We start from the raw sequence: 20,263 nt of genomic DNA, 5'->3' as shown, positions 1-20,263 counted from the left end.
CTTCAATTGAGAGCCTGGTCACAGGAAACCGGTGCTGCGCAGGTACTCGCAGCCCTTGCGTAACAGCGCCGGATTTTTTTCGGGGTAGCGTCCGCCCATCTGCTCGACGCCGCGTCGTGCGTTGTCATGGCGGATCATCGAGGTATCGCCGATGTCCTCGCCCACCCCATTGAGGTAGAAGCCCAGTACGCCGAACAGCGCATTGCGGCTGTCCACTGTGTGCAGGTGACGTTGCCAGTGAGCCACGCTCACCAGCTCGAATGCGTGGCCTGCCTGGCGAAAGGCGTCGACGTAGGTTTCCCAGCTCAGGGGCTGCGGGTTATGCAGGTTGAACACCGTCCCTCCAGCACGGCAGCGGCTGCTGTGGAACGCAATAAACCGGGCGAGAAAGTCCACCGGCATCAGGTCGAAATTCAACTCAAGGTGCGGCACCAGGCCCAGTTGGAGTGAACCTTTGAGCATCAACATCAGGCGATTCTTCTGTGGCTCGCAGACTCCGCTGCGGCTGTTGAAGCTGATGTTCCCCGGGCGATGGATATTGACCCAGGCACCTTGCGCTGCGGCGCGTCCCAGCAAGCGTTCGGCAACCCATTTGGACAGGTTGTAGCCATTCTGGATGTAGAGCGGCGGGGTGGCCGCGGCGGGGTTTTCGAGTACCTGGCCATGTGCGTCGATAGTGCTGGCGGCCGACAGCGTCGAGATAAAATTGAAGACCTTCTTGCATCGGGTTTCACACAGGCGCAGGCATTCGAGCACCGGTTCGACGTTGTCCTTGGCCAGGGTGGCGTAATCCATCACATGATTGACGTGGGCGGCGTTGTGCACCAACACGCCGAACTCCCCGGCGAGGTAGTCATACACCTCACTCGACAAGCCAAGACGCGGCTGGCTGATGTCGGCGGCATACACCTGCACCCGGCTCAGGTCCAGGTGTTCCAGACGGTACTCTCGCAGGGCCTCGGCAAACCTCGCGGTCGCCGAATGTCCGGGCCGTTCGCGCACCAGGCACGCCACTTCAAGTGCACCCTCGGCCAACAGTGCCTCGACGATATGCACCCCGAGAAAACTGTTGGCCCCGGTCACGATCACCCGGCGGTGTTCGCCCGCCTGTTCAGCCGGCAGTGTCTGCACATGCAGCTCACGCAGCGCATCCCGGGTAGCCTGGCCGGTCGGTGCTTCGGGTGGTGCGTCGTCCCCCATCAGCGTAGCGAGGGTACGAACCGTGGGGGTTTCAAAAAACCGACTTAGGGATAGGCTGCGCCCGAACTGCTCGCGGATACGCAGCAGCATCGTCGACAGCAGGATGGAATGGCCGCCAAGATTGAAGAAGCTCTCGTCGGCCGACAGCTGCGTGACCGGCATGCCCAGCAACTCGCTCCACAGGTTGAGCAACTGCACTTGCATGGGCGTGTGCGGTTCGCCGTGAATGATGGCCGGCAGCGTTGGAGTCGGTAACGCCAGCAATGCCTGGCGGTCGACCTTTCCGTTGGGGGTGCACGGCATGCTCGCAAGTTCCGTGCACAGGGTTGGGCGCAAATAGTCCGGCAGTGTTTGCCGAGCATGCTGCGTCAGTGCAGGCAGGGCGTCTTGTGTTTCGGGCTGAGCAACAAAAGCCAGGATTCGCCGCTCACGGTCAATCACCACCGCCACTTGGCGAAACAGCTGACTGCTGCGCAGGCAATGTTCGATCTCTTGCGGTTCGACCCGGAACCCACGGATCTTCACCTGCTGATCCCGGCGCCCGGCCAACTCGATGCCGGCAGCGGTCCACTTCGCCAGGTCGCCTGTGCGGTAGGCCCGCAAGGTCTGGCCGTCGGGCAACTCCAGGGGGACGAAATGCTCGGCGGTCTGACGCGGCTGGTTGAGGTAACCCAGGCTGACGCCGGGACCGGCGATGTACAGTTCGCCCAACACCTGCTCATCCACCGGTTGCAGGTGCTCGTCGAGGATCAGTACCTGGCTGTTGGCGATGGGCGTGCCGAGGTTGCGATTGCTGTCGCCCGGCTGCAACGTGTGGCTGGTCACCAGCACGGTGGCTTCGGTGGGCCCGTAGAAATTGTGCAGGCGGCACTGGCCTGCCAACTGCTCGATGACATAGGGCTCGCACACGTCGCCTCCGGTCATCAGGTGCGCCAGGCCCAGGGGTTGATCCAGCGGCAGGATGCTCAGCAGCGCCGGCGGCAGGAAGGCGTGGGTGACGCGCTGTTGTCGGATCAACTCCACCAGTTGCTGCGGGTCGCGTCGCTGGTCTTCACTGGGCACGATCAGCTCGGCGCCCGCGATCAGACTCGGGAAGATATCGATCAGGGACGAGTCAAAACTCAAGGGCGAAAACTGCAAGACCCGGCTGTGTTCGCTCAGCTGCACATGACCCCCGAACCAGGCGCTGAAATGGGCCAGGTTGTGCTGGCTGAGCAGCACGCCCTTGGGTTGGCCGGTAGTGCCCGAGGTGTGGAGCACCATGCAAGGGTCGTCCATGGCGGGGCGCTGGGGCATTGGCAGCGAGGTGTCGGGAGTGTCGACGGCACTTACATCCAATGCACAAAACCCGTCCCGCAGTGGATGCTTGCCATCATCCAGCAGCACCGAGACGCCGGCGTTTTCCAGCATCGCTTGCTGGCGTTGCAGCGGGTGGCCCGGCTCCAGGGGCAGGTACACCGCACCGCAGGCGAGTACCGCGAGAATGCTGGCGTACAGCTCCAGGGATTTGTCCAGGCAGACGCCGATTACCGGCGGCGTATCGTGGGGCCCAAGCAGAGGTCGCAGACGGTGCTGGATAGCCAGGCTCTGGCGATGCAACTGTCGGTAAGTCAGCCCGCTGCCGGCAATGTTCAACGCTGGCCGGTCGGCGAAGGTTTGCAGACTGTTTTCCAATCGTTCGATCAGGGGTACCAGGGCTTGCTGCTGCAGAACCAAATCGGCCGTCAGGTTAAAACGATGCAGGTACGCCAGGGATGCAAGCGCTTGCAGGCCGTGTTCCGGATCATCAGAGGCGACGGCCGCCTGCGAGAAATAGCCCGGGTCCCGGGAGAACCCACTCACCTGTTGGGCTACCCACTCCACCAGGCTGCTTACTGCGTGTTGACGCAGCCGTTGACCATTGCCACAGGCTTCTCCGGCAACCTCCAGGGTTGTCAGGAGTCGCCGTGAGTGGGCGTAACACCTGAGCTGCAGGGCCGGCAATCCACAGTCGGTCAACGCTCCCATACCCACGCGCAGGCTCATCAAGGCTGTGCACGTCACGCCGGGCGGAACCTCCTCGCTACCGTCATCAATCAGCAGGTCTAGGTGGGTGACATCCTGTGCTCGCAGCACCCCATGACCGTATTGCGCCAATGTCTCACCCAGTTCATTCAGCGCCGCGCTGAAGCCCGCCAGCCCAATCTTCAGGTGCCTCATGGGTGCCCTCCTGGCGCCGCAAGAAAGGCATCCAGCGCCAGAACCACACTCGGCGTTTGCAGCAGGCCGCTGTGGTTCAGGAAGCCCATGATATTGCCGATCAACGGGTGCTGGCGGGTAATGGGAAAGCCCATCGCCTGCACTTCAGTGCGCAGCGCAGAGCGCGTGCCGTCACTGACATCCAGGTGCTCGATCAAGTGCAGGTCGAAGTTTTTCTGCAGGTCGTGGGTCAGGTAATGCTGGAGAAAAACCGGCAGGATCCGGGCGATACAGTCGCGGTCCGCGGCGTCTGCAGACTGCCAATAAATACGCACCAGGCGCGTCCAGAAAAGCGCGTGGCGGCCCTCGTCAAACAAGTGGTCGGCCATCAACCCACGGATGGACTGCTTGACACTGTCGTCCTTGGAAAACGCTGCCACGTCATGGGTCACGGTGTTCTCGGCGATGGCCACGGCAATCAGTTCCACGGCATCGCGCAGGTGTTCGGGCGCCAGCGCCAGTGCGGCAGGCAAGGCGCGGCTCAGCTCGATTTGCGCGGGTAGTTCAAGGGGTGGGATCCCGGTCATCTCGATGGTCTGTTGCATGAAATCGAGGGCGACGAGGGCGTGGTAATCCTCGTCCACCACCACGGTCATGGCGTCGTAGCGACAGGCAAGCGGGAAGGGCACCGAAAAGCGATTCTTGGCGATACTGCGTGCGGTCTTGTCGACGATCTCGGTTTCAAAGATCACCACGTCGTTGATGAACTTGTAGAACGTCTGCAGCAAGACAAAATCACGGCACTGCGGGCATCGGTCGATAAAGGTTGCGCTCAGCACCAGGGGCTGTCGGCTCAGGGGGTAGATCAGTTTCTGATCGTTTTCCAGCCGCCGCCGCGGGCGTGTGCGGATGGTCGCGCGGCGCTCCCAGTCGTCGGCAAATGAGCGGTAGTCTGCAGGGTTCATGCGCTCATCTCCGGCAGGCACCTATGCAACCCATCCCATAAGGCCAGGCGGCTTTCCACGGCGCCGAGGGCGCAACTGTCGGCTTGCTGCTCGCGGCTTGGGTCGCCGAGGGTAAGGCGTTGCAGCAATTGCGTTGCCGCCGGGCCATGCTCCTGGGCGTCGATCTCCATGTGGCGCTTGAGGTAGTAGCAGAAGGTGGGCGCCTGGCGATGGAGCGCCTCGCACTCCTCCAGGATGCGCTTGAACATCGCCGGGATGACGCTCTCGCGCCCGTGGAGAAAGGCAGCCGCCACGCAGTGCGTCGGGGCGTCCAGGGCAACCTGCAGGGTACTTCTGACGAACCGGGCCACGGACGGGTGGATATCGATTTTTTGCAGGGCCGTTTCTGCATCGTTGCCGTCACGCTGCAGGCTGACGAACCGCTCGATGTTCGCCGTGCTCGCGCCGACTTCACGCATGGCTTCCAGGTACAACTCGAAGTGGCTGCCGTGCCCATGGCCGGGATACGCGTCCGACTCTTCGCCCAATACGATCTCATTGATCAGGCGAGCCGCTTGCGGGTCCGTTGGCGGTAACCAGGGCAGGCGCATACCGGTGAGGTCATGTTGCAGGCGTTTGGTGAGTGTCATGAAGTCCCACACGGCGAATACGTGGTTTTCCATAAAGTACTGCAACTTTGGAAGGGTATTTATATGTTTGAATATTGGATGGATATGTAACTTCTGCTTTTTTTGTTTAAGCAGGTGTGAGTGCTGGAACATGTTGATGCCTATAAGTCGTTGTCTCTTCCCTGATAAAAGCGTTGTGCTTTAGCGACAAATAAACATTGGTTTTCACGGATGCGCGGGTGCCTTGATAACAGGCAGCCCTGTACGAGGCTGACACTGTTACTGGCAAGCAGCATGCTGTGACAAAATACCAAGGCTTTATTTAAAGGAACGCCACGCGCAGTGACGCACCGAGCATGGATTCACGCTGTCGATTGGGAGAATTGGAGTGTTGGTAATAATCTGATTAAGTATTCAGGTGTTTTTAGTTTTATAAGTTTTTCGAGTTGGAATATTGCGGTAGTTGGATCGCTCTGCGGAGTGTGTGAAGTTTTCTTTGGGCTTAATGGTTTAACGGGAGTAATGGTGGTGCGCTGGCCTCCGTCGGCCAGCGTCACTTTGCAGCGCTTTGTGGTCGAGGGAGGCGTTTCAGTTCCACGCGGAATTTACAGCGCAGCGTTCTGTTCAGTCTCTTCAAGACTTTTGAGGTAACCCGTAATTACCTCCATGCCGCGGGTAAGGTGGTTACGCAGGGTCAGGATGCTTTCGTCGACCTTCTTTTGCGCCACGAGGTCGAGCAGTTCGCGGTGATCTTCCTGGGACGTCTTGCCCAGGCCCATGGCCTCGAGATTGAAGCGCAGGAAACGTTCCTCTTCGTTCAAGCCGTGTTCAACCAGCTTGAGCAACCGCTGATTGCCCGCCTTGCCATACAGCGCCATGTGGAACAGGCGGTTGAGGCGGCCGATTTCGGTGTAGTCGCTTTCCCGTTCCAGCGCGTCGATAAAGGCGCCGGCCTGGGCGATGTCATCGGGCGTGAGCAGGGGAATCGACAAGCGCAGCGCTTCGGATTCGAGGAGTATGCGCAGGGCGTAGGTTTCCGCCGAGTGGTCCTCGATCAGTGGCGCTACCACCGCGCCTTTGTGGGTGACCACATGCAGCAGCGATTGGGCTTCCAGTTGACGCAATGCCTCGCGCACCGGCATCCGGCTGACCCCGAACAAGCTGGCCAGCTCCTGTTGACGCATGGCGGTGCCACAGGGCAAGCGGCCATCCAGGATGGCGTTGCGCAATGTTTCTTCAATCACGGAGCGGGCGAGATGGGCGGGGATAGGCCCGCTGATCTGGATGCTGCTCAAAGGGTTCGGCTTCTGCGTCACGACTACGCTATCCTCCTTTTCAAGGTGAGGTGGCTAATTGGATCCAATGCACACTAGAGATTGTCCACAAGCTTGTCAAACGGGCAAGGTTTCGGCTTGTAAGCGACTCAACAGCGTGTTCTTCGGGCCCACAGCTCCCATTTGTCAGGTCTTACAGGCTAAAGGTCCGTCGTGCACATTTTATTCCCGGGAGTCGGGCCAATAGCGGTATTGCTGCATATCGATATTCACTAACGGTATTTAAAATGCGGTTCTTATGACTATAAAGTCACTCTCCTGACTGCACGGGAGTGAACTCATGTCTGCCACCTCTACTGTTCCAACAGCGACCGACACCACACAAACCTTCGAGATCCGTCCATTTCCCGGCAGCGTCGGCGCCGAAATCATAGGCCTGGACCTGGCCCGCCCGGTCAGCGATCAGGACTTCGCACGCATTCACCGCGCGCATCTGGACCATCACGTCGTGGTCTTCCGCGACCAACGTATCACCCCCGAGCAACAGATCGCCTTCAGCCGCCGTTTCGGCGTGCTGCAAATCCATGTGCTCAAACAATTCCTGCTGGCCAACCACCCGGAAATCCTGATCGTCTCCAACATCATCGAAAATGGCCAATCCATCGGCCTGGGAGATGCTGGCAAGTTCTGGCACTCGGACCTCTCCTATAAGGAGCTGCCGAGCCTGGGCTCGATGCTCCATGCCCAGGAGCTGCCGTCCGAGGGTGGCGACACGTTGTTCGCCGACATGCATAAAGCCTGGGACAACCTGCCCGAGTCCCTGCGCAAGGCCGTTGAAGGCCGCAGCGCCGCGCACTCCTACACCGCACGCTACAGCGAAACCAAATTCGAAGGCAATTGGCGCCCGACCCTCACGCCCGAGCAACTCGCTCAAGTGGCGGAAGTGGTACACCCCATTGTGCGCACCCACCCGGAAAACGGCCGCAAGGCGCTGTTCGTCAGCGAGGGCTTCACCACCCGTATCGTCGGCCTGCCGGAAGACGAAAGCCGCGACCTGCTTGCCCAGCTGTACGCCCACAGCGTGCTGCCGGAAAACATCTACCGCCATCAGTGGCAGCCCCACGACATGGTGTTCTGGGACAACCGCTCGCTGATCCACCTGGCGGCCGGCTGTCCCAGCCACCTGCGGCGCAAGCTGTACCGCACCACCATCCAGGGCGACGCGCCTTTCTGACCCGGAGCATGACCATGTCCAAGAAAACCCCATTTGCGCGCCTGGCCGCGACGGTCGGCCTGGGCGTCAGCCTGCTGGCCGGCAGTCTTGTGGCGCCTGCCGCCGCCCAGGCCGAAGGCGAGATTCGCATCGCCGAGCAGTTTGGCATCGTCTACCTGTTGCTCAACGTGGTGCGCGACCAGAACCTGATCGAAAAATACGGCAAGCAGGAAGGCATCGACATCAAGGTCGACTGGACGCAACTGTCCGGCGGCGCAGCCGTCAATGATGCGCTGCTCTCCGGTTCCATCGACATCGCCGGGGCCGGCGTTGGCCCGCTGCTGACTATCTGGGACCGCACCCACGGCAAGCAGAACGTAAAAGCCGTCGCCTCCCTGGGCAACTTCCCCTACTACCTGGTGAGCAACAATCCCAAGGTCAAGACCATTGCCGACTTCACCGAAAAAGACCGCATTGCCGTACCGGCAGTGGGCGTGTCCGTGCAGTCGCGCTTCCTGCAATACGCCGCTGCCAAGCAGTGGGGTGACAAGGAGTTCAATCGACTCGACAAGTACACCGTCGCCGTCCCGCACCCGGATGCCACGGCTGCGCTGATTGCCGGTGGCACCGAGCTGACCGGGCACTTCTCCAACCCGCCGTTCCAGGAGCAGGCCCTGACCAACCCGAACGTGCATGTGGTGCTCAACTCCTATGACATCCTCGGGCCTAACTCGCCGACCGTGCTGTTCGCCACCGAGAAATTCCGCAACGACAACCCGAAAACCTACAAGGCGTTCGTCGAGGCGCTGACCGAAGCGGCGCAGTTTGCCCAGAACGACAAAGGCGCCGCAGCCGATACCTACATCCGCGTGACCAAGGCCAAGATCGACCGCGCCGAGCTGCTGAAAATCATCGAAAACCCGCAATTCGAATTCAGCGTCACACCGAAAAATACCTACCCGCTGGCGGAATTCCTCTACCGCGTCGGCGCGATCAAAAACAAACCCGAATCGTGGAAGGATTACTTCTTCCAGGACGCCAAGCCGCTGCAAGGGAGCTGACATGAACGCGCCCTTGCAAGGCCACACGGCCAGCAACCCGACCACCACCGAAGCACTGCTTTCGGTGGATAAAGTCAGCCTTGAATACCGCACGCCCGAACGGGTGGTGCGCGCCACTCACCAAGTCAGCTTCGCGATCGATCCGGCAGACCGCTTTGTATTGCTGGGGCCTTCGGGCTGCGGCAAATCCACACTGTTGAAATCCATCGCCGGCTTTATCAAGCCGTGTGAGGGCGAGATCCGTCTGCTCGGGCAAAAAGTCGAGCAGCCAGGGCCGGACCGTATCGTGGTGTTCCAGGAGTTCGACCAACTGCCGCCGTGGAAAACCGTCAAGCAGAACGTCATGTTCCCGCTGCTGGCGTCCAAAACCCTCAAGCGTCGCGAGGCCGAAGAGCGGGCGCTGTACTACCTGGAAAAAGTCGGCCTTACGGCCTTTGCCGACGCCTACCCGCACACCCTGTCCGGCGGCATGAAAGCCCGCGTGGCAATCGCCCGGGCGTTGGCCATGCAGCCGAAAATCCTGCTGATGGATGAACCCTTCGCCGCCCTCGACGCCCTGACCCGGCGCAAGATGCAGGAAGAACTATTGCTGCTCTGGGAAGAGGTGCGTTTCACCCTGCTGTTCGTCACCCACTCCATCGAGGAAGCGCTGGTGGTGGGCAACCGCATCCTGTTGCTGTCGCCGCACCCGGGGCGAGTGCGGGCGGAAATCCACAGCCATCAATACGACCTGCACAGCCTCGGCGGTGTGGAGTTCCAGGCTTCGGCGCGGCGCATTCATCGGCTGTTGTTTGATGAAGCGCCCGAGGTGGAAACCGAACTGGGTTTCGCCGATATCCGCATCGCTTATTGAAGGGCTTGCACCATGCGCCAGGAATATGAAATCACTCTCGAACCGTTGCCCGGTGTACGCGTAGAGCGCGAGTTGCCGTGGCGCCAGCGCCTGTGGCAACAAGGCTGGCTGCGTAAAAGCCTGATCCTGATCGTGCTTGCGATCCTCTGGGAAGCGGCTGCCCGTTATCAGAACAATGACCTGCTGCTGCCGAGCTTCCTGCAGACACTGAGCGCGTTCTACGACGGCATGGCCAGTGGCGAGTTGTTGAGCAAGGTCAGTATCTCGCTGGTGGTGCTGATCAAGGGTTACCTGATCGGCATTGTGCTGGCGTTTGCCCTGACCACGCTTGCGGTGTCGACCCAACTGGGGCGTGACCTGCTGAGCACCCTGACCTCGATGTTCAACCCGTTGCCGGCGATTGCCCTGCTGCCGCTGGCGCTGTTGTGGTTTGGCCTGGGGCAGAACAGCCTGATCTTCGTGCTGGTGCATTCAGTGTTGTGGGCGCTGGCGCTCAACACCTATTCAGGGTTCCTCGGTGTCTCCGAAACCCTGCGCATGGCCGGTCGAAATTATGGCCTCAAGGGTATGCGCTTCGTGTTGTTCATCCTGATCCCGGCTGCGCTGCCGTCGATTCTCGCCGGGCTGAAAATCGGCTGGGCGTTCGCCTGGCGCACGTTGATCGCTGCCGAGTTGGTGTTCGGTGCTACCAGCGGCAAAGGCGGTTTGGGTTGGTACATCTTCCAGAACCGCAACGAGCTGTACACCGACAAAGTGTTTGCCGGCCTGGCGGTGGTGATCCTGATCGGGCTGCTGGTGGAGAACCTGGTGTTCGACACCCTGGAGCGGGTCACCGTGAAGCGCTGGGGCATGCAACGCTGACTGAAACTCCAACCCGGACTGAAACGCCAACCCTGTGGCGAGGGAGCAAGCTCCCTCGCCACAGTCTGCTACGATTGCGCCAAGTTCACTCCCAACCGATCACGAGTGCTTGGCATGCAATTACCGGACATGAACCTGCTGGTCGCCCTCGACGCCTTGCTCGACGAGGGCAGTGTGGTAGGCGCCGCGCGGCGGATGAACCTGAGCCCGGCCGCCATGAGTCGCACCCTCACGCGCATCCGCGAGGCAGTGGGCGATCCGATCCTGGTGCGCGCCGGTCGCGGCCTGGTACCGACGCCCAAGGCCCTGGAGCTACAAGGCCAGGTGCGCAGCGTGGTGGAGCAGGCGGCGCTGCTGTTCCGCTCGGCGGACGAAGTGGACCTGCGCACCCTGCGCCGACGCTTCAGCGTGCGGGCCAATGACTTTTTTGTCGGTGTGTATGGCGGTCGGCTGTTCGACACCATGGAACGCATGGCGCCGCTGTGCGAACTGCGCTTCGTGCCGGAAGGCGACACCGATGACGAGGCCCTGCGTGAAGGCCGTCTCGACCTGCGGGTGGGCAACACCATGCCGATCACTCCGGAAGTGAAGGTGCAGAACCTGTTCACCACCACCTTCGTCGGCCTGGCACGGGAAGGGCACCCGTTGTTCGATGGAGAAATCACCGCCGAACGGTTTGCCAGCTATTCCCATATCAGCATCTCCCGCCGCGGCATTGCCCGGGGGCCCATCGACACCGCCCTGAACGCCCAGGGCCTGGAACGCCGAGTCGCGATGATCGCCCCGGGGTTTCACGGCGCGATGTTCATGCTGCCGGACTCCGACCTGATCCTGCCGGTGCCCAAGGAAGCGCTCTACAGCGCCAATCGCCTGAAGCTGCCGTTGCGAGCCTTCACCCTGCCAATTTCCCTGCCGACCCTGGTGCTGACCCAAGCCTGGCACCCGCGTTTCGACAAGGACCCGGCCCATAGATGGCTGCGCGAGACCATGCGTGAATGCTGCGAGGCGACGTGGAAGGAAGCGCAGCCCACGTGAGTCGCAAGTGAGCCCGGTCAATGTGGGAGCTGGCTTGCCTGCGATGCGGGCGACACGGCTTTTCAGGCATAGCGAGGTGATGCCATCGCGGGCAAGCCCGGCTCCCACAGAGATCGCCTACATTTTGATCATTGCGTCTGGTGCACTTATAAGCTTCCGATAAGTCACTTTTTGTCATGTCTAAGCCTTATTAAACTGCTCGGGTATTTCCTATTCCGAGTTGTAGTTCATGACGTCCCTCGCTGCTCCCGCACCCCTGGCCGCAGCCAAACCGACCGCCATTACCCCGCCCGTTTTCGGCCCGCGCATCATCATCGGCCTGGTGGGCGTATTGCTTGCGGTACTGGTGTCCGGCCTCAACGAGATGGTGACCAAAGTCGCTCTCGCCGATATTCGTGGTGCGATGTACATCGGCTTCGACGAAAGTACCTGGCTGGTGGCTGCCTACACCGCCACCTCTGTCTCGGCGATGGCCTTTGCACCCTGGTGTTCGGTGACGTTCTCTCTGCGCCGTTTCACCCTCTGCGCCATCGGCCTGTTCACCATACTTGGCGTGCTGTGCCCGTTCGCACCGAACTACGAAAGCCTGCTGATCCTGCGCACCGTGCAAGGCCTGGCCGGTGGCGCCTTGCCGCCGATGCTGATGACCGTGGCCCTGCGGTTCCTGCCGGCCAACGTCAAGCTGTACGGCCTCGCCGGCTATGCCCTCACGGCCACTTTTGGCCCCAGCCTCGGCACACCGCTGGCGGCCATGTGGACCGAATACGTCGGCTGGCAATGGGCGTTCTGGCAGATTGTCGGGCCGTGCCTGCTGGCCATGGCGGCCGTGGCCTACGGCTTGCCCCAGGACCCGCTGCGCCTGGAGCGCTTCAAGCAGTTCAACTGGCGCGGCTTGCTGTTGGGGTTCCCGGCGATCTGCATGCTGGTGATCGGCCTGTTGCAGGGCAATCGGCTGGACTGGTTCGAGTCGCCGATGATTACCTCATTGTTGATCGGCGGCCTGGTGTTGCTGGTGCTGTTCATGATCAACGAGTGGTCGCACCCGATGCCGTTTTTCAAGTTGCAGATGCTTGGGCTACGCAACCTGTCGTTCGCGCTGATTGTGCTCGCCGGGGTGCTGATCGTGCTGCTGGCGGTGACGATCATTCCGTCCAGCTACCTGGCCCAGGTCCAAGGCTACCGCCCGCTGCAAACTGCACCGGTGATGCTGATCATGGCGCTGCCGCAGTTGATCGCACTGCCGTTGGTGGCGGCGTTGTGCAACTTGCGCTGGGTCGATTGCCGCTGGGTATTGGGCATTGGCTTGAGCATGTTGATCCTGTCCTGCGTGGGCGGGGCGCAACTCACGTCGGCATGGATTCGCGATGATTTCTACGTGCTGCAACTGCTGCAAATCTTCGGGCAACCGATGGCGGTGTTGCCGCTGCTGATGCTCTCCACCGGCAGCATCACGCCCCAGGACGGGCCTTTCGCCTCGGCGTGGTTCAACACCGTCAAAGGCTTGGCCGCCGTGGTCGCCACCGGCGTGCTCGATGCCCTGACCACACACCGCCTGCATTTCCACTCGACCATGCTGGTGGACAGCCTGGGCAACTCGCCCCTGGCCGACAGCGATGCCGCCGGCCTTGCCCATCGGCTGCACGAGCAGGCCGTGGTGCTCACCTCTTCGGATCTCTACTACGTCATGGCCGGTGTCGCGGCGGCGTTGATCCTGCTGATTTTCTGGATGCCGACGCGGATTTATCCGCCCCGCGCGCCGACTTGATTGCTCACTGAGCCAAAGGGATTGTTATGAAACGCAAAGACAAAATCGCTGTAACCGTCATCACCGTGTTTGCCGTCGGTGTGCTGGTTTACCTGCTGGCGCCGGGTGTGTTCGGCAGCAAACGCCAGAGCACCAACGACGCCTTCGTCGCCGCTGACTACACCCTGGTGGCGCCGCGTGTGGCCGGCTTCATCAAGGAAGTGCTGGTGGAAGACAACCAGCGGGTCAAGGCCGGGCAGTTGCTGGCGCTGATTGATGACCGTGACTTCCGCGCCGCTGCCCAGGCGGCCGATGCCGATACACTCGTGGCCCAGGCGCAGTTGAAAAATGCCACGGCAACCCTGGAGCGCCAAAGCTCGGTGATCGCCCAGGCCCAGGCGACTGTGGCGGCGGATCGCGCCGAAGTGGCGTTTGCCGAACACGAACTGAACCGCTACAACCACCTCGCGGGTGTAGGCGCCGGCACCGTACAGAACGCCCAGCAAGCCAAGACGCGTATTGACCAGGCCACCGCACGCCTGGCGAATGCCACGGCGGTGCTGGCCGCTGAACGCAAGCAGGTGGAAATCCTCAGCGCCCAGCGTGATGCGGCAGAGGGCGGCCTGAAACGTGCCCAGGCCGCACTGGAAATGGCCAGCTATCAGCTGTCGTACACCCGCATCGTCGCGCCGGTGGACGGCATGGTCGGCGAGCGCGCGGTGCGGGTCGGCGCCTATGTGACGCCGGGCAGCAAGATCCTCGCCGTGGTACCGCTGGCCGAGGCCTACGTGGTGGCCAACTTCCAGGAGACCCAGTTGTCCCACATGCACGCTGGCCAAACGGTGGACGTGAAGGTCGACAGCCTCGACGGCGAAGTGCTCAAGGGCCACCTCGAAAGCCTGGCGCCAGCTACCGGCGTGACATTTGCCTCGGTCAAACCCGACAACGCCACCGGCAACTTCACCAAGGTGGTGCAGCGTGTTCCGGTAAAAATCATCCTGGAGCCCGGCCAGGCGTTGACCGAGCGCCTGCGGGTCGGCATGTCGGTGGAAGCCAGCGTCGACACCCACGCCGCCGCCCAGCAACGTGAGGTGGCGCAGCAATGAGACGCCTTGCCTGGTTAACCTTGAGCCTGCTCACCCTGAGTGCCTGCACCGTCGGCCCGGACTTCCAGCGCCCGCTGAATCCCGTCGGCCAATGGACCGAGCCCCATGGCCGGCAAGCCGCCAGCCACGCGGTCAACGACCCGCTGGAAGAGCGCTGGTGGGAAGTGTTCCACGACGCGCAGCTCACCGCGCTTACCCATCGCGCGCTGACCGATAACCTTGACCTGAAACTCGCCAGCAGCCGCCTGCAACAAAGCCGCGCGGCGCGCCAGGTGATCACCGCCGAGCGCTACCCGACCGTCAACGCCACCGGCGATTACCTGCGTCAGCGCAACAGCGCCGATGGCTTGAGCGATGCCTCGGGCAAGAACGGCCGCTCGGCGTTCAACCAGTGGGACATGGGTTTCTCCGCCGCCTGGGAACTGGACTTCTGGGGCCGGGTAAAACGCGAAACCGAAGCCGCCGACGCCACCCTGCAAGTCGCCGAAAACGACCGCCGCGCGGTGCTGTTGTCGGTGCTGGCGGAAACCGCCCAGGACTACATCCAGCTGCGCGGCGTGCAAAACACCCGCGCCGTCACCGAGCAAAACCTCGAGGTGGCGCGCCACAGCCTGAAGCTCTCGCAACTGCGCCTGGCCGACGGTGTCGCCACTGACCTGGACGTAGCCGAAGCCGCTGCTCAAGTGGCCGCCATCGAGGCGCGCCTGCCGGATTTGCAGCAACGCCAGGACCAGTTGATCAACGCCCTGAGCCTGCTGATGGGCGAACCGCCACAAGCCTTGTACGCCGAGCTGTCCAAGGACGCTGCGGTGCCGCAAACCCAACGCCAGGTCGCCATCGGCCTGCCGTCGCAACTGGCCGAGCGCCGCCCGGATATCCGCCAGGCCGAAGCTCGCTTGCATGCGGCCACCGCCTCCATTGGTGTGGCCAAGGGCGACTTCTACCCGCGCATCACCCTGTCTGGCAGCGTGGGCTCCCAGGCGTTGCAGCTGGCGGATTTCGGCTCGTGGAGTTCGCGTGCATTCGCCTTCGGCCCGCAACTGAGCTTGCCGATTTTCAACGGTGGCCGGTTGCAAGGCATGCTCGATCTGCGCGAAGCCCAGCAACAGGAGGCGGCCCTGGCCTACCAGCAGACCGTGCTGCGGGCCTGGCATGAAATCGACGATCAACTGACCCGCTACAACGCCAGCCAACTGCGGCGCGACAGCCTCGCCGAAGCCGTGCGGCAGAACCAGATCGCCCTCAGCACCGCGCAGCATCAATACGTCGAAGGCGTGGTGGATTTCGTCAACGTACTGACCGTGCAAAGTGCGTTGCTGGCGACCCAGGAGCAGTGGGTGGAAAGCTCCACCGGCGTGTCCCTCGCCATGGTCGGGTTGTACAAGGCATTGGGTGGGGGCTGGGAGTCGGTGTATCCGGAACAGACGGCAGGGCGTTAATACCAGTGCCCACAGTCCAGGGACTGTGGGCATTCAAGGATTCTGCAAAAACACCACATACCCTCGAAACCACTCACTGCCCTTCAAATACCCCGGCTCCTCCCACTCTCCACCCTGAATCAACCCAATCTTGAACGGCACCCCCAACCGGTTCATGCGTGGCAGATACGCCGCGTAGTCCGGGATGCTGTGGCGCCCCTGGTAGGTCTGCACCACCACTTCATCAATCACGCCCTTGAGTTGTGCGATGGCGGCCGGGTCGGCGTTGCTGCTCCAGTCCATCAGCCCGGTGATGCTCAGGCGTAGATCCTTGGGCAAGCGTTGGCGCAGGTCGCGCAGGAAATCCGCGTATTCGTCGAGGTATTGCGTGCGCGCATCGAAGTCGATCTGGATGCCCATCACCGGGTTGCCCGCATCCCGCCAGCGTTGCACCTGGCCGAGCATCTGGCTGTACACCGACTCGGGCCAGTGCAGGGTGTGGGCGCGGTACACCACCCAGATTTCACCCTGGGTGATGCGCGGCACACTCATGCCCTGGGCGATGAATTGCACGCCACGCCGGGGCGCGCGGCGGGTCGAGTTGATCTGGCCCTGGAGGATGTACAGGGTTTTCGCCTGCTTGAGCACCGGCTGCGGCGCGACGCCGCTCCACAGCCAGAACGCGTCATGGTCGCGGGCGTCCACCGCGCCGAAGGCCGGGCTTGCCAGCAGGAGCAGGGCCAGCCAGAAACGCTTCACGGCTTACCAGTAGTACTGCAGCGACTTGCCCCACTGGGTGTCGGCGAACCCGGTTTTCAACTGGCGGAACCAGCCTTTGCGCACGTTCTTGTCGACGTCCTCGCCACCGCAACTGTTGTAGCCCGAAGGTCCGTAGCAGTTGATGGCACGAAACAGCGCGTAGGCCTTGTCGTTTCGCGGTGCCTTGGGATTGCCGATCACCCGCTTGTAGCCTTCGAGCCGCGAGAAGGTTTCGCCCTTGAAGGGCGAGGCGGTACTGCCCAGGCTGCCGGCGGAGCGCGCTTGTTCCAGGGGCATGCCGTCAAGACCGTTACGCAGGACGAATTCACCGAGGCAGTTCAGGCCCTGCGGGTTTTTCGGATCGGCCTGCAAGGTACTGGCGATTTGCGCGATGCTCGGGCAGGTGTAGCCGGACTCGGCCTTGTCACCGTTCCACTGGAACAGTCTCAACGACTGGCCGCCGCTGTAGACGTAGCCCAGGCTGGTGCCGAGCTTGTCATCGGGAACCGAGGCGGGCAGTTGCTTGAGGTCCTCGGCAAAGGTCTCGAACTGGCCGCGCAGCAGGTCTTTATAGAGCAGCGTGAATTGCGCAGTCTGGCGCTCTACCGGGTCTTCGGCATGGGCAAGCTGTTGGCGCAGCAGGTCGGGACCGGCGACGTTGCGCAGCAGGATATAGCGCACCTGCTTGGCACTGATCGGCGAATCGGCGGCGAATACCTTGGCCAGCTGGCCGCTGCGTTCGTAGTTCATCGCCAATGCCAGCTCCAGCTGGTCACGTTGCAACGGTTGCTTGGTCAGCGGCAGCAGTTGCAGCCACAGCGCTTCGGCGGCTTTCCAGTCTTCCTTGGCTTCCAGCGCGAGGCCACGCAGGGTCTGTTGGCTGAAAGCGAAGTAGTCGAGATTCGACGGCACGTCTTGCGGCAGTAGCTTCAAGGTACGGTCGGGCTGATGCTCGACGTTCAGGGCAAACGCCGCCTGCACGTAGGCATACAGCGCGGGCTCCTGCGCGAACACCGCTTTTTGTGCATCGAGCGCTTCACGCGTGAGCTTCGGCGGCTCACCGGCACGCATCCACATCAGGTCGTTGAGGGCCAGGATCAGCGGGTTGCCCACAGGTGCCGTGGTGCTGGTCAGCAGCTTGGTGTCGGCTTCCTGCACCAGTTCATCCAGCGACACGTTGCGCTGGGCATCGGTGGCCTGGGTCAGTTGCCAGGCAAAGTCGTCCGCCAGTTTGTCGGGGTTGGGCGCCAGCCAGTGCACCCGGCGCAACAGGCCACGGGCGGAGGCGGCGTATTCGCCCTGTGGATAAGTTTTCAGGTAGTCGTCGAAAGCGCTTTCGGCCCGTTGCAGGGCAGACTTATCCACATGCTCAAGCGACGGCGTGCCGTATTCATCGAAGGCATTTTGCTGGGCGTCGTTCAGCGCGGTGCGGGCGGTCATGTACAGCGCTGTTTCCTTCAGCCAGGGCAGCGAGCTGCTCGTCAGCCCGGCAAAACCTTTTTGCGCATCGCTGAAGCGTCCGCTGTAAAAGTCCCCGGCGGCTTTCAGGTAGGTGAGCAATGCCTGGCCGTCTGCCGATTTGATTTGGTCGGCCTCGCCTGCCGCTACGCCGTCCGAGGAACAACTGCCGAGCATCTGCAGCCGCAGCTTGGCCAGTAACTGGCGCTCGGCCTGCGGTACATCGGCCTTCACCACCTGGCTGATAAACGCGGCGGCACTGTCATCGGCGTTGCTGCGGCAGCGGCTGCCTTCGCCGGAAAGGAAGGCTTCACCGGCGGTCTTGGCGTCGTCGCGCTTGATGCCCAGCGGGCTGAGCAGTGCATCCAGTTCGGCGGTGCGCGAGTCGTCGGGTTTGTTGTCGGGCTCATCCGCAGCCGGCATAAGCCGATACACCGGAAAGGGCACCGGGCCAAATCCTTCGGACACGTCCTGCTCGCCCAAGGCATTCGGCGCCAGCGGCATGACGTTTTTGTCCGCCAGCAACAGCCGCAGGTTGACCCGGCTGTCATTGCCGGGGCTCAGGAAGGGCAGGTTGCTGCACACGTCCAGGCTGTTGCGCGACACCCGCCAATCCGGGTAGCAAGAGTCATCGCCGCTGGCGTGGGCCTGGAGGGGAAGGGTGGCGAGCAATGCCAGTGCCAGGGGTGACAGAAGACCGATGCGCATGAAATGTCCTTGATCCTGAATCCATGGAAGGCAGCAATCATAGCGTGATCCGATGAAAGCGTCGGAGACGTCCTGCGCAAAATTCAGATTTGTCCGATTGGCGGATGGTTGGTCAAATCCATGCAAAACAGCGGGCGAATCAAGGCCTTTTGACCTAGAGTGGCGGGTGTTCGCGCAAGCGCAGGTTCAGTAGTGGGTGAGGAAGTAGAGGTGCGACGCTCTGTGGCGGAACAAGACAACAAGGCCGGGGCATTGCCCGTGCTCAATCCTGGCCTTTGGGAGAATGCCGGCTGGCTGGCTCGGTTGTGGTGGGTACCGCTGGTGGCGTTGGCCATGGCCGTGCGTTTCTATGGCCTGACCGCCTCCGCCATCTGGGGCGATGAAGGTTCAAGCCTGCTGCTCGCCGAGTATTCCCTGGAAGACCTGTGGTTTCACGCCGCACATGACGTTCATCCGCCGCTGTATTTCTTCATGCTGCGCGGCTGGATCGAGGTGTTCGGCGACAGCATTTTCTCCCTGCGCAGCATGAGTGCGATCCCCGGTGTGGTCGCAGTCGGCCTGGGAATCTGGCTGACAAGGCTGGTCGCGACCCGTCGCGCGGCGGTGCTGGCCGGGATTCTGTTGGCGTTGCTGCCCACGGCAGTGCGCTACAGCCAGGAAGTGCGGATGTATTCGCTGCTGGGCGTATGGCTGCTGGCCGCCACCCTGGCCTTGGTGTATTGGGTCCGCCAGCCTGAGCGCAAGCGCTATCTGGTGGCCTATGCGCTGTTGATGACGGCAGCCTTCTACACCCACTATTTCACCGCGTTGTGCGTGCTGGTGCATTGGTCATGGCTGCTGTTGCTGCGCCAGCCACGGGCCGGCGGCCTGCGCCTGGTCACGCGTGCGGGCTGGTGGGTGGCCAACGTTGCCATTGTGTTGCTGTACTTGCCCTGGCTCCCGAATCTGCTGGGCCTGGTGCAGCACACCGAAGAACTCAAGGTGGGCGGTGATATTGGCTGGGAAGACCCGGTCAACCTGTATTCCGTGCCGTCGATGGTGTGGCAGTTCCTCATTCAGGACCCGGGCGACCACTTGTGGCGACCGCTCTTTGTGGTGTTTCCGTTATTGCTGATGGCGCTGGTCGGTGTGACTGCCTGGCGCGATCAAAGCCGCTTTCGCTTTGGCTGGCTGCTGGGGCTTTTTTTCATGCTGCCAGTGTTGCTGGTCTATGGGGTTTCGTTTATTTCCCCGGTGTTTATCGAGCGTTATCTCACCGCCTACGCAATGAGTTTGCCGATCATCGTGGCGTTGGCCGTCGACCGTCTGTCGCCGCGCTTGCCGCTCGCAGCGGCGGCAGTCTTCGTGTTGTTTGTCGGGGTCGAGCTGGTGGGCGTGAAGACCAACTCCACCGTCGATGAGCATGATCAGTTCAACGTGGTGGTGGAGTTCGTCAATCGCAACTACCAGGAAGATGACCGCATCGTCATCAGCGACATGCTGTGGTACCTGCCCTACGTCTATTACGACGAGACCGACGCCCAGTTGCAGCTTTTCACACCGCCGACCGCCGCCGGCAAGTCCACCCGGCCTAATGCCTATGGTTTTGGCACCCTGGTGGACCAGGATGGCGGGCGCATCTACCTTGATCGCTTGTCGGCGTTACCCGCCGAGATCCAGCGTGTATGGCTGATCAGCGCCGCGGAGCCGCCGGATGAGTTTGCCCCGTTGCCGGCCGGATGGCGTCAGCTCAGCCAGCAGGACGGCGGCGGCGCGCGGGCCCGGCTGTTCGTGCTGTGTAACGCGCCAGCGGGCGTGCACCGTGAGGGCTGCGATTAATCCG

15 protein-coding genes are annotated in these 20,263 nt (G+C 62.0%); 9 read left to right on the top strand and 6 right to left on the bottom strand.

The window, feature by feature from the left end; translation table 11 throughout:
- Positions 1–18 precede the first annotated feature (18 nt).
- The 4 genes from HX801_RS20790 to HX801_RS20775 form a co-directional block, all read right to left on the bottom strand.
- On the bottom strand, positions 19–3,399 hold the full coding sequence (locus HX801_RS20790; RefSeq protein ID WP_177022644.1) for an amino acid adenylation domain-containing protein: 3,381 nt from the start codon (positions 3,397–3,399) through the stop codon (positions 19–21).
- Positions 3,396–4,343 carry a diiron oxygenase gene (locus HX801_RS20785; protein ID WP_003218238.1) on the bottom strand — a complete coding sequence of 316 codons (948 nt, stop codon included), beginning with the start codon at positions 4,341–4,343 and terminating at the stop codon, positions 3,396–3,398. The genes HX801_RS20790 and HX801_RS20785 overlap by 4 nt, the downstream gene beginning before the upstream one ends.
- Positions 4,340–5,104 carry a DUF3050 domain-containing protein gene (locus HX801_RS20780; RefSeq protein ID WP_177022643.1) on the bottom strand — a complete coding sequence of 255 codons (765 nt, stop codon included), beginning with the start codon at positions 5,102–5,104 and terminating at the stop codon, positions 4,340–4,342. Before HX801_RS20780 ends, HX801_RS20785 begins: the two co-directional genes overlap by 4 nt.
- A gap of 452 nt (positions 5,105–5,556) precedes the next feature.
- A complete protein-coding gene (locus HX801_RS20775) occupies positions 5,557–6,267 on the bottom strand; it encodes a GntR family transcriptional regulator (protein ID WP_134325512.1) in 711 nt (236 codons plus the stop codon).
- A gap of 298 nt (positions 6,268–6,565) precedes the next feature.
- On the opposite strand from HX801_RS20775, the gene HX801_RS20770 reads away from it, so the two are divergent.
- From HX801_RS20770 to HX801_RS20735, 8 genes are all read left to right on the top strand, one after another.
- Positions 6,566–7,459, top strand: coding sequence for a TauD/TfdA family dioxygenase (locus tag HX801_RS20770; protein WP_003218232.1), 894 nt, complete (start codon positions 6,566–6,568; stop codon positions 7,457–7,459).
- Positions 7,460–7,473: 14 nt separating this feature from the next.
- Positions 7,474–8,499 (top strand): ABC transporter substrate-binding protein, encoded by a 1,026-nt coding sequence (locus tag HX801_RS20765; RefSeq protein WP_003218229.1) that lies wholly within the window; start codon positions 7,474–7,476, stop codon positions 8,497–8,499.
- 1 nt (position 8,500) lies between these two features.
- Positions 8,501–9,352 (top strand): ABC transporter ATP-binding protein, encoded by an 852-nt coding sequence (locus HX801_RS20760; protein ID WP_008433632.1) that lies wholly within the window; start codon positions 8,501–8,503, stop codon positions 9,350–9,352.
- A gap of 12 nt (positions 9,353–9,364) precedes the next feature.
- Positions 9,365–10,213: an ABC transporter permease gene (locus tag HX801_RS20755; RefSeq protein WP_003218225.1), complete on the top strand. Its 849-nt coding sequence runs from the start codon at positions 9,365–9,367 to the stop codon at positions 10,211–10,213.
- A 114-nt stretch (positions 10,214–10,327) separates the two neighbouring features.
- Positions 10,328–11,248 carry a LysR family transcriptional regulator gene (locus HX801_RS20750; RefSeq protein ID WP_003218223.1) on the top strand — a complete coding sequence of 307 codons (921 nt, stop codon included), beginning with the start codon at positions 10,328–10,330 and terminating at the stop codon, positions 11,246–11,248.
- A gap of 229 nt (positions 11,249–11,477) precedes the next feature.
- Positions 11,478–13,013 (top strand): MFS transporter, encoded by a 1,536-nt coding sequence (locus HX801_RS20745; RefSeq protein WP_177022642.1) that lies wholly within the window; start codon positions 11,478–11,480, stop codon positions 13,011–13,013.
- A gap of 26 nt (positions 13,014–13,039) precedes the next feature.
- On the top strand, positions 13,040–14,098 hold the full coding sequence (locus HX801_RS20740) for an HlyD family secretion protein (protein ID WP_177022641.1): 1,059 nt from the start codon (positions 13,040–13,042) through the stop codon (positions 14,096–14,098).
- Positions 14,095–15,537: an efflux transporter outer membrane subunit gene (locus HX801_RS20735; protein WP_177022640.1), complete on the top strand. Its 1,443-nt coding sequence runs from the start codon at positions 14,095–14,097 to the stop codon at positions 15,535–15,537. The genes HX801_RS20740 and HX801_RS20735 overlap by 4 nt, the downstream gene beginning before the upstream one ends.
- Before the next feature lie 33 nt (positions 15,538–15,570).
- Here HX801_RS20735 and HX801_RS20730 read toward each other — a convergent pair whose 3' ends face one another.
- Positions 15,571–16,275 carry a DUF3142 domain-containing protein gene (locus HX801_RS20730; protein ID WP_003218209.1) on the bottom strand — a complete coding sequence of 235 codons (705 nt, stop codon included), beginning with the start codon at positions 16,273–16,275 and terminating at the stop codon, positions 15,571–15,573.
- Between the two features lie 3 nt (positions 16,276–16,278).
- On the bottom strand, positions 16,279–18,441 hold the full coding sequence (locus tag HX801_RS20725) for an outer membrane assembly lipoprotein YfiO (protein ID WP_177022639.1): 2,163 nt from the start codon (positions 18,439–18,441) through the stop codon (positions 16,279–16,281).
- A gap of 222 nt (positions 18,442–18,663) precedes the next feature.
- On the opposite strand from HX801_RS20725, the gene HX801_RS20720 reads away from it, so the two are divergent.
- Positions 18,664–20,259, top strand: coding sequence for a glycosyltransferase family 39 protein (locus HX801_RS20720; protein WP_177020626.1), 1,596 nt, complete (start codon positions 18,664–18,666; stop codon positions 20,257–20,259).
- The last annotated feature ends 4 nt before the right edge of the window (positions 20,260–20,263 follow it).

The sequence above is a fragment of the Pseudomonas sp. G1002 genome (genome assembly GCF_013385455.1).
In the GTDB taxonomy this organism is placed as follows: domain Bacteria; phylum Pseudomonadota; class Gammaproteobacteria; order Pseudomonadales; family Pseudomonadaceae; genus Aquipseudomonas.
Note: the sequence above shows the minus strand (reverse complement) of the source record. Positions and strands in the feature narration are given on the sequence as shown.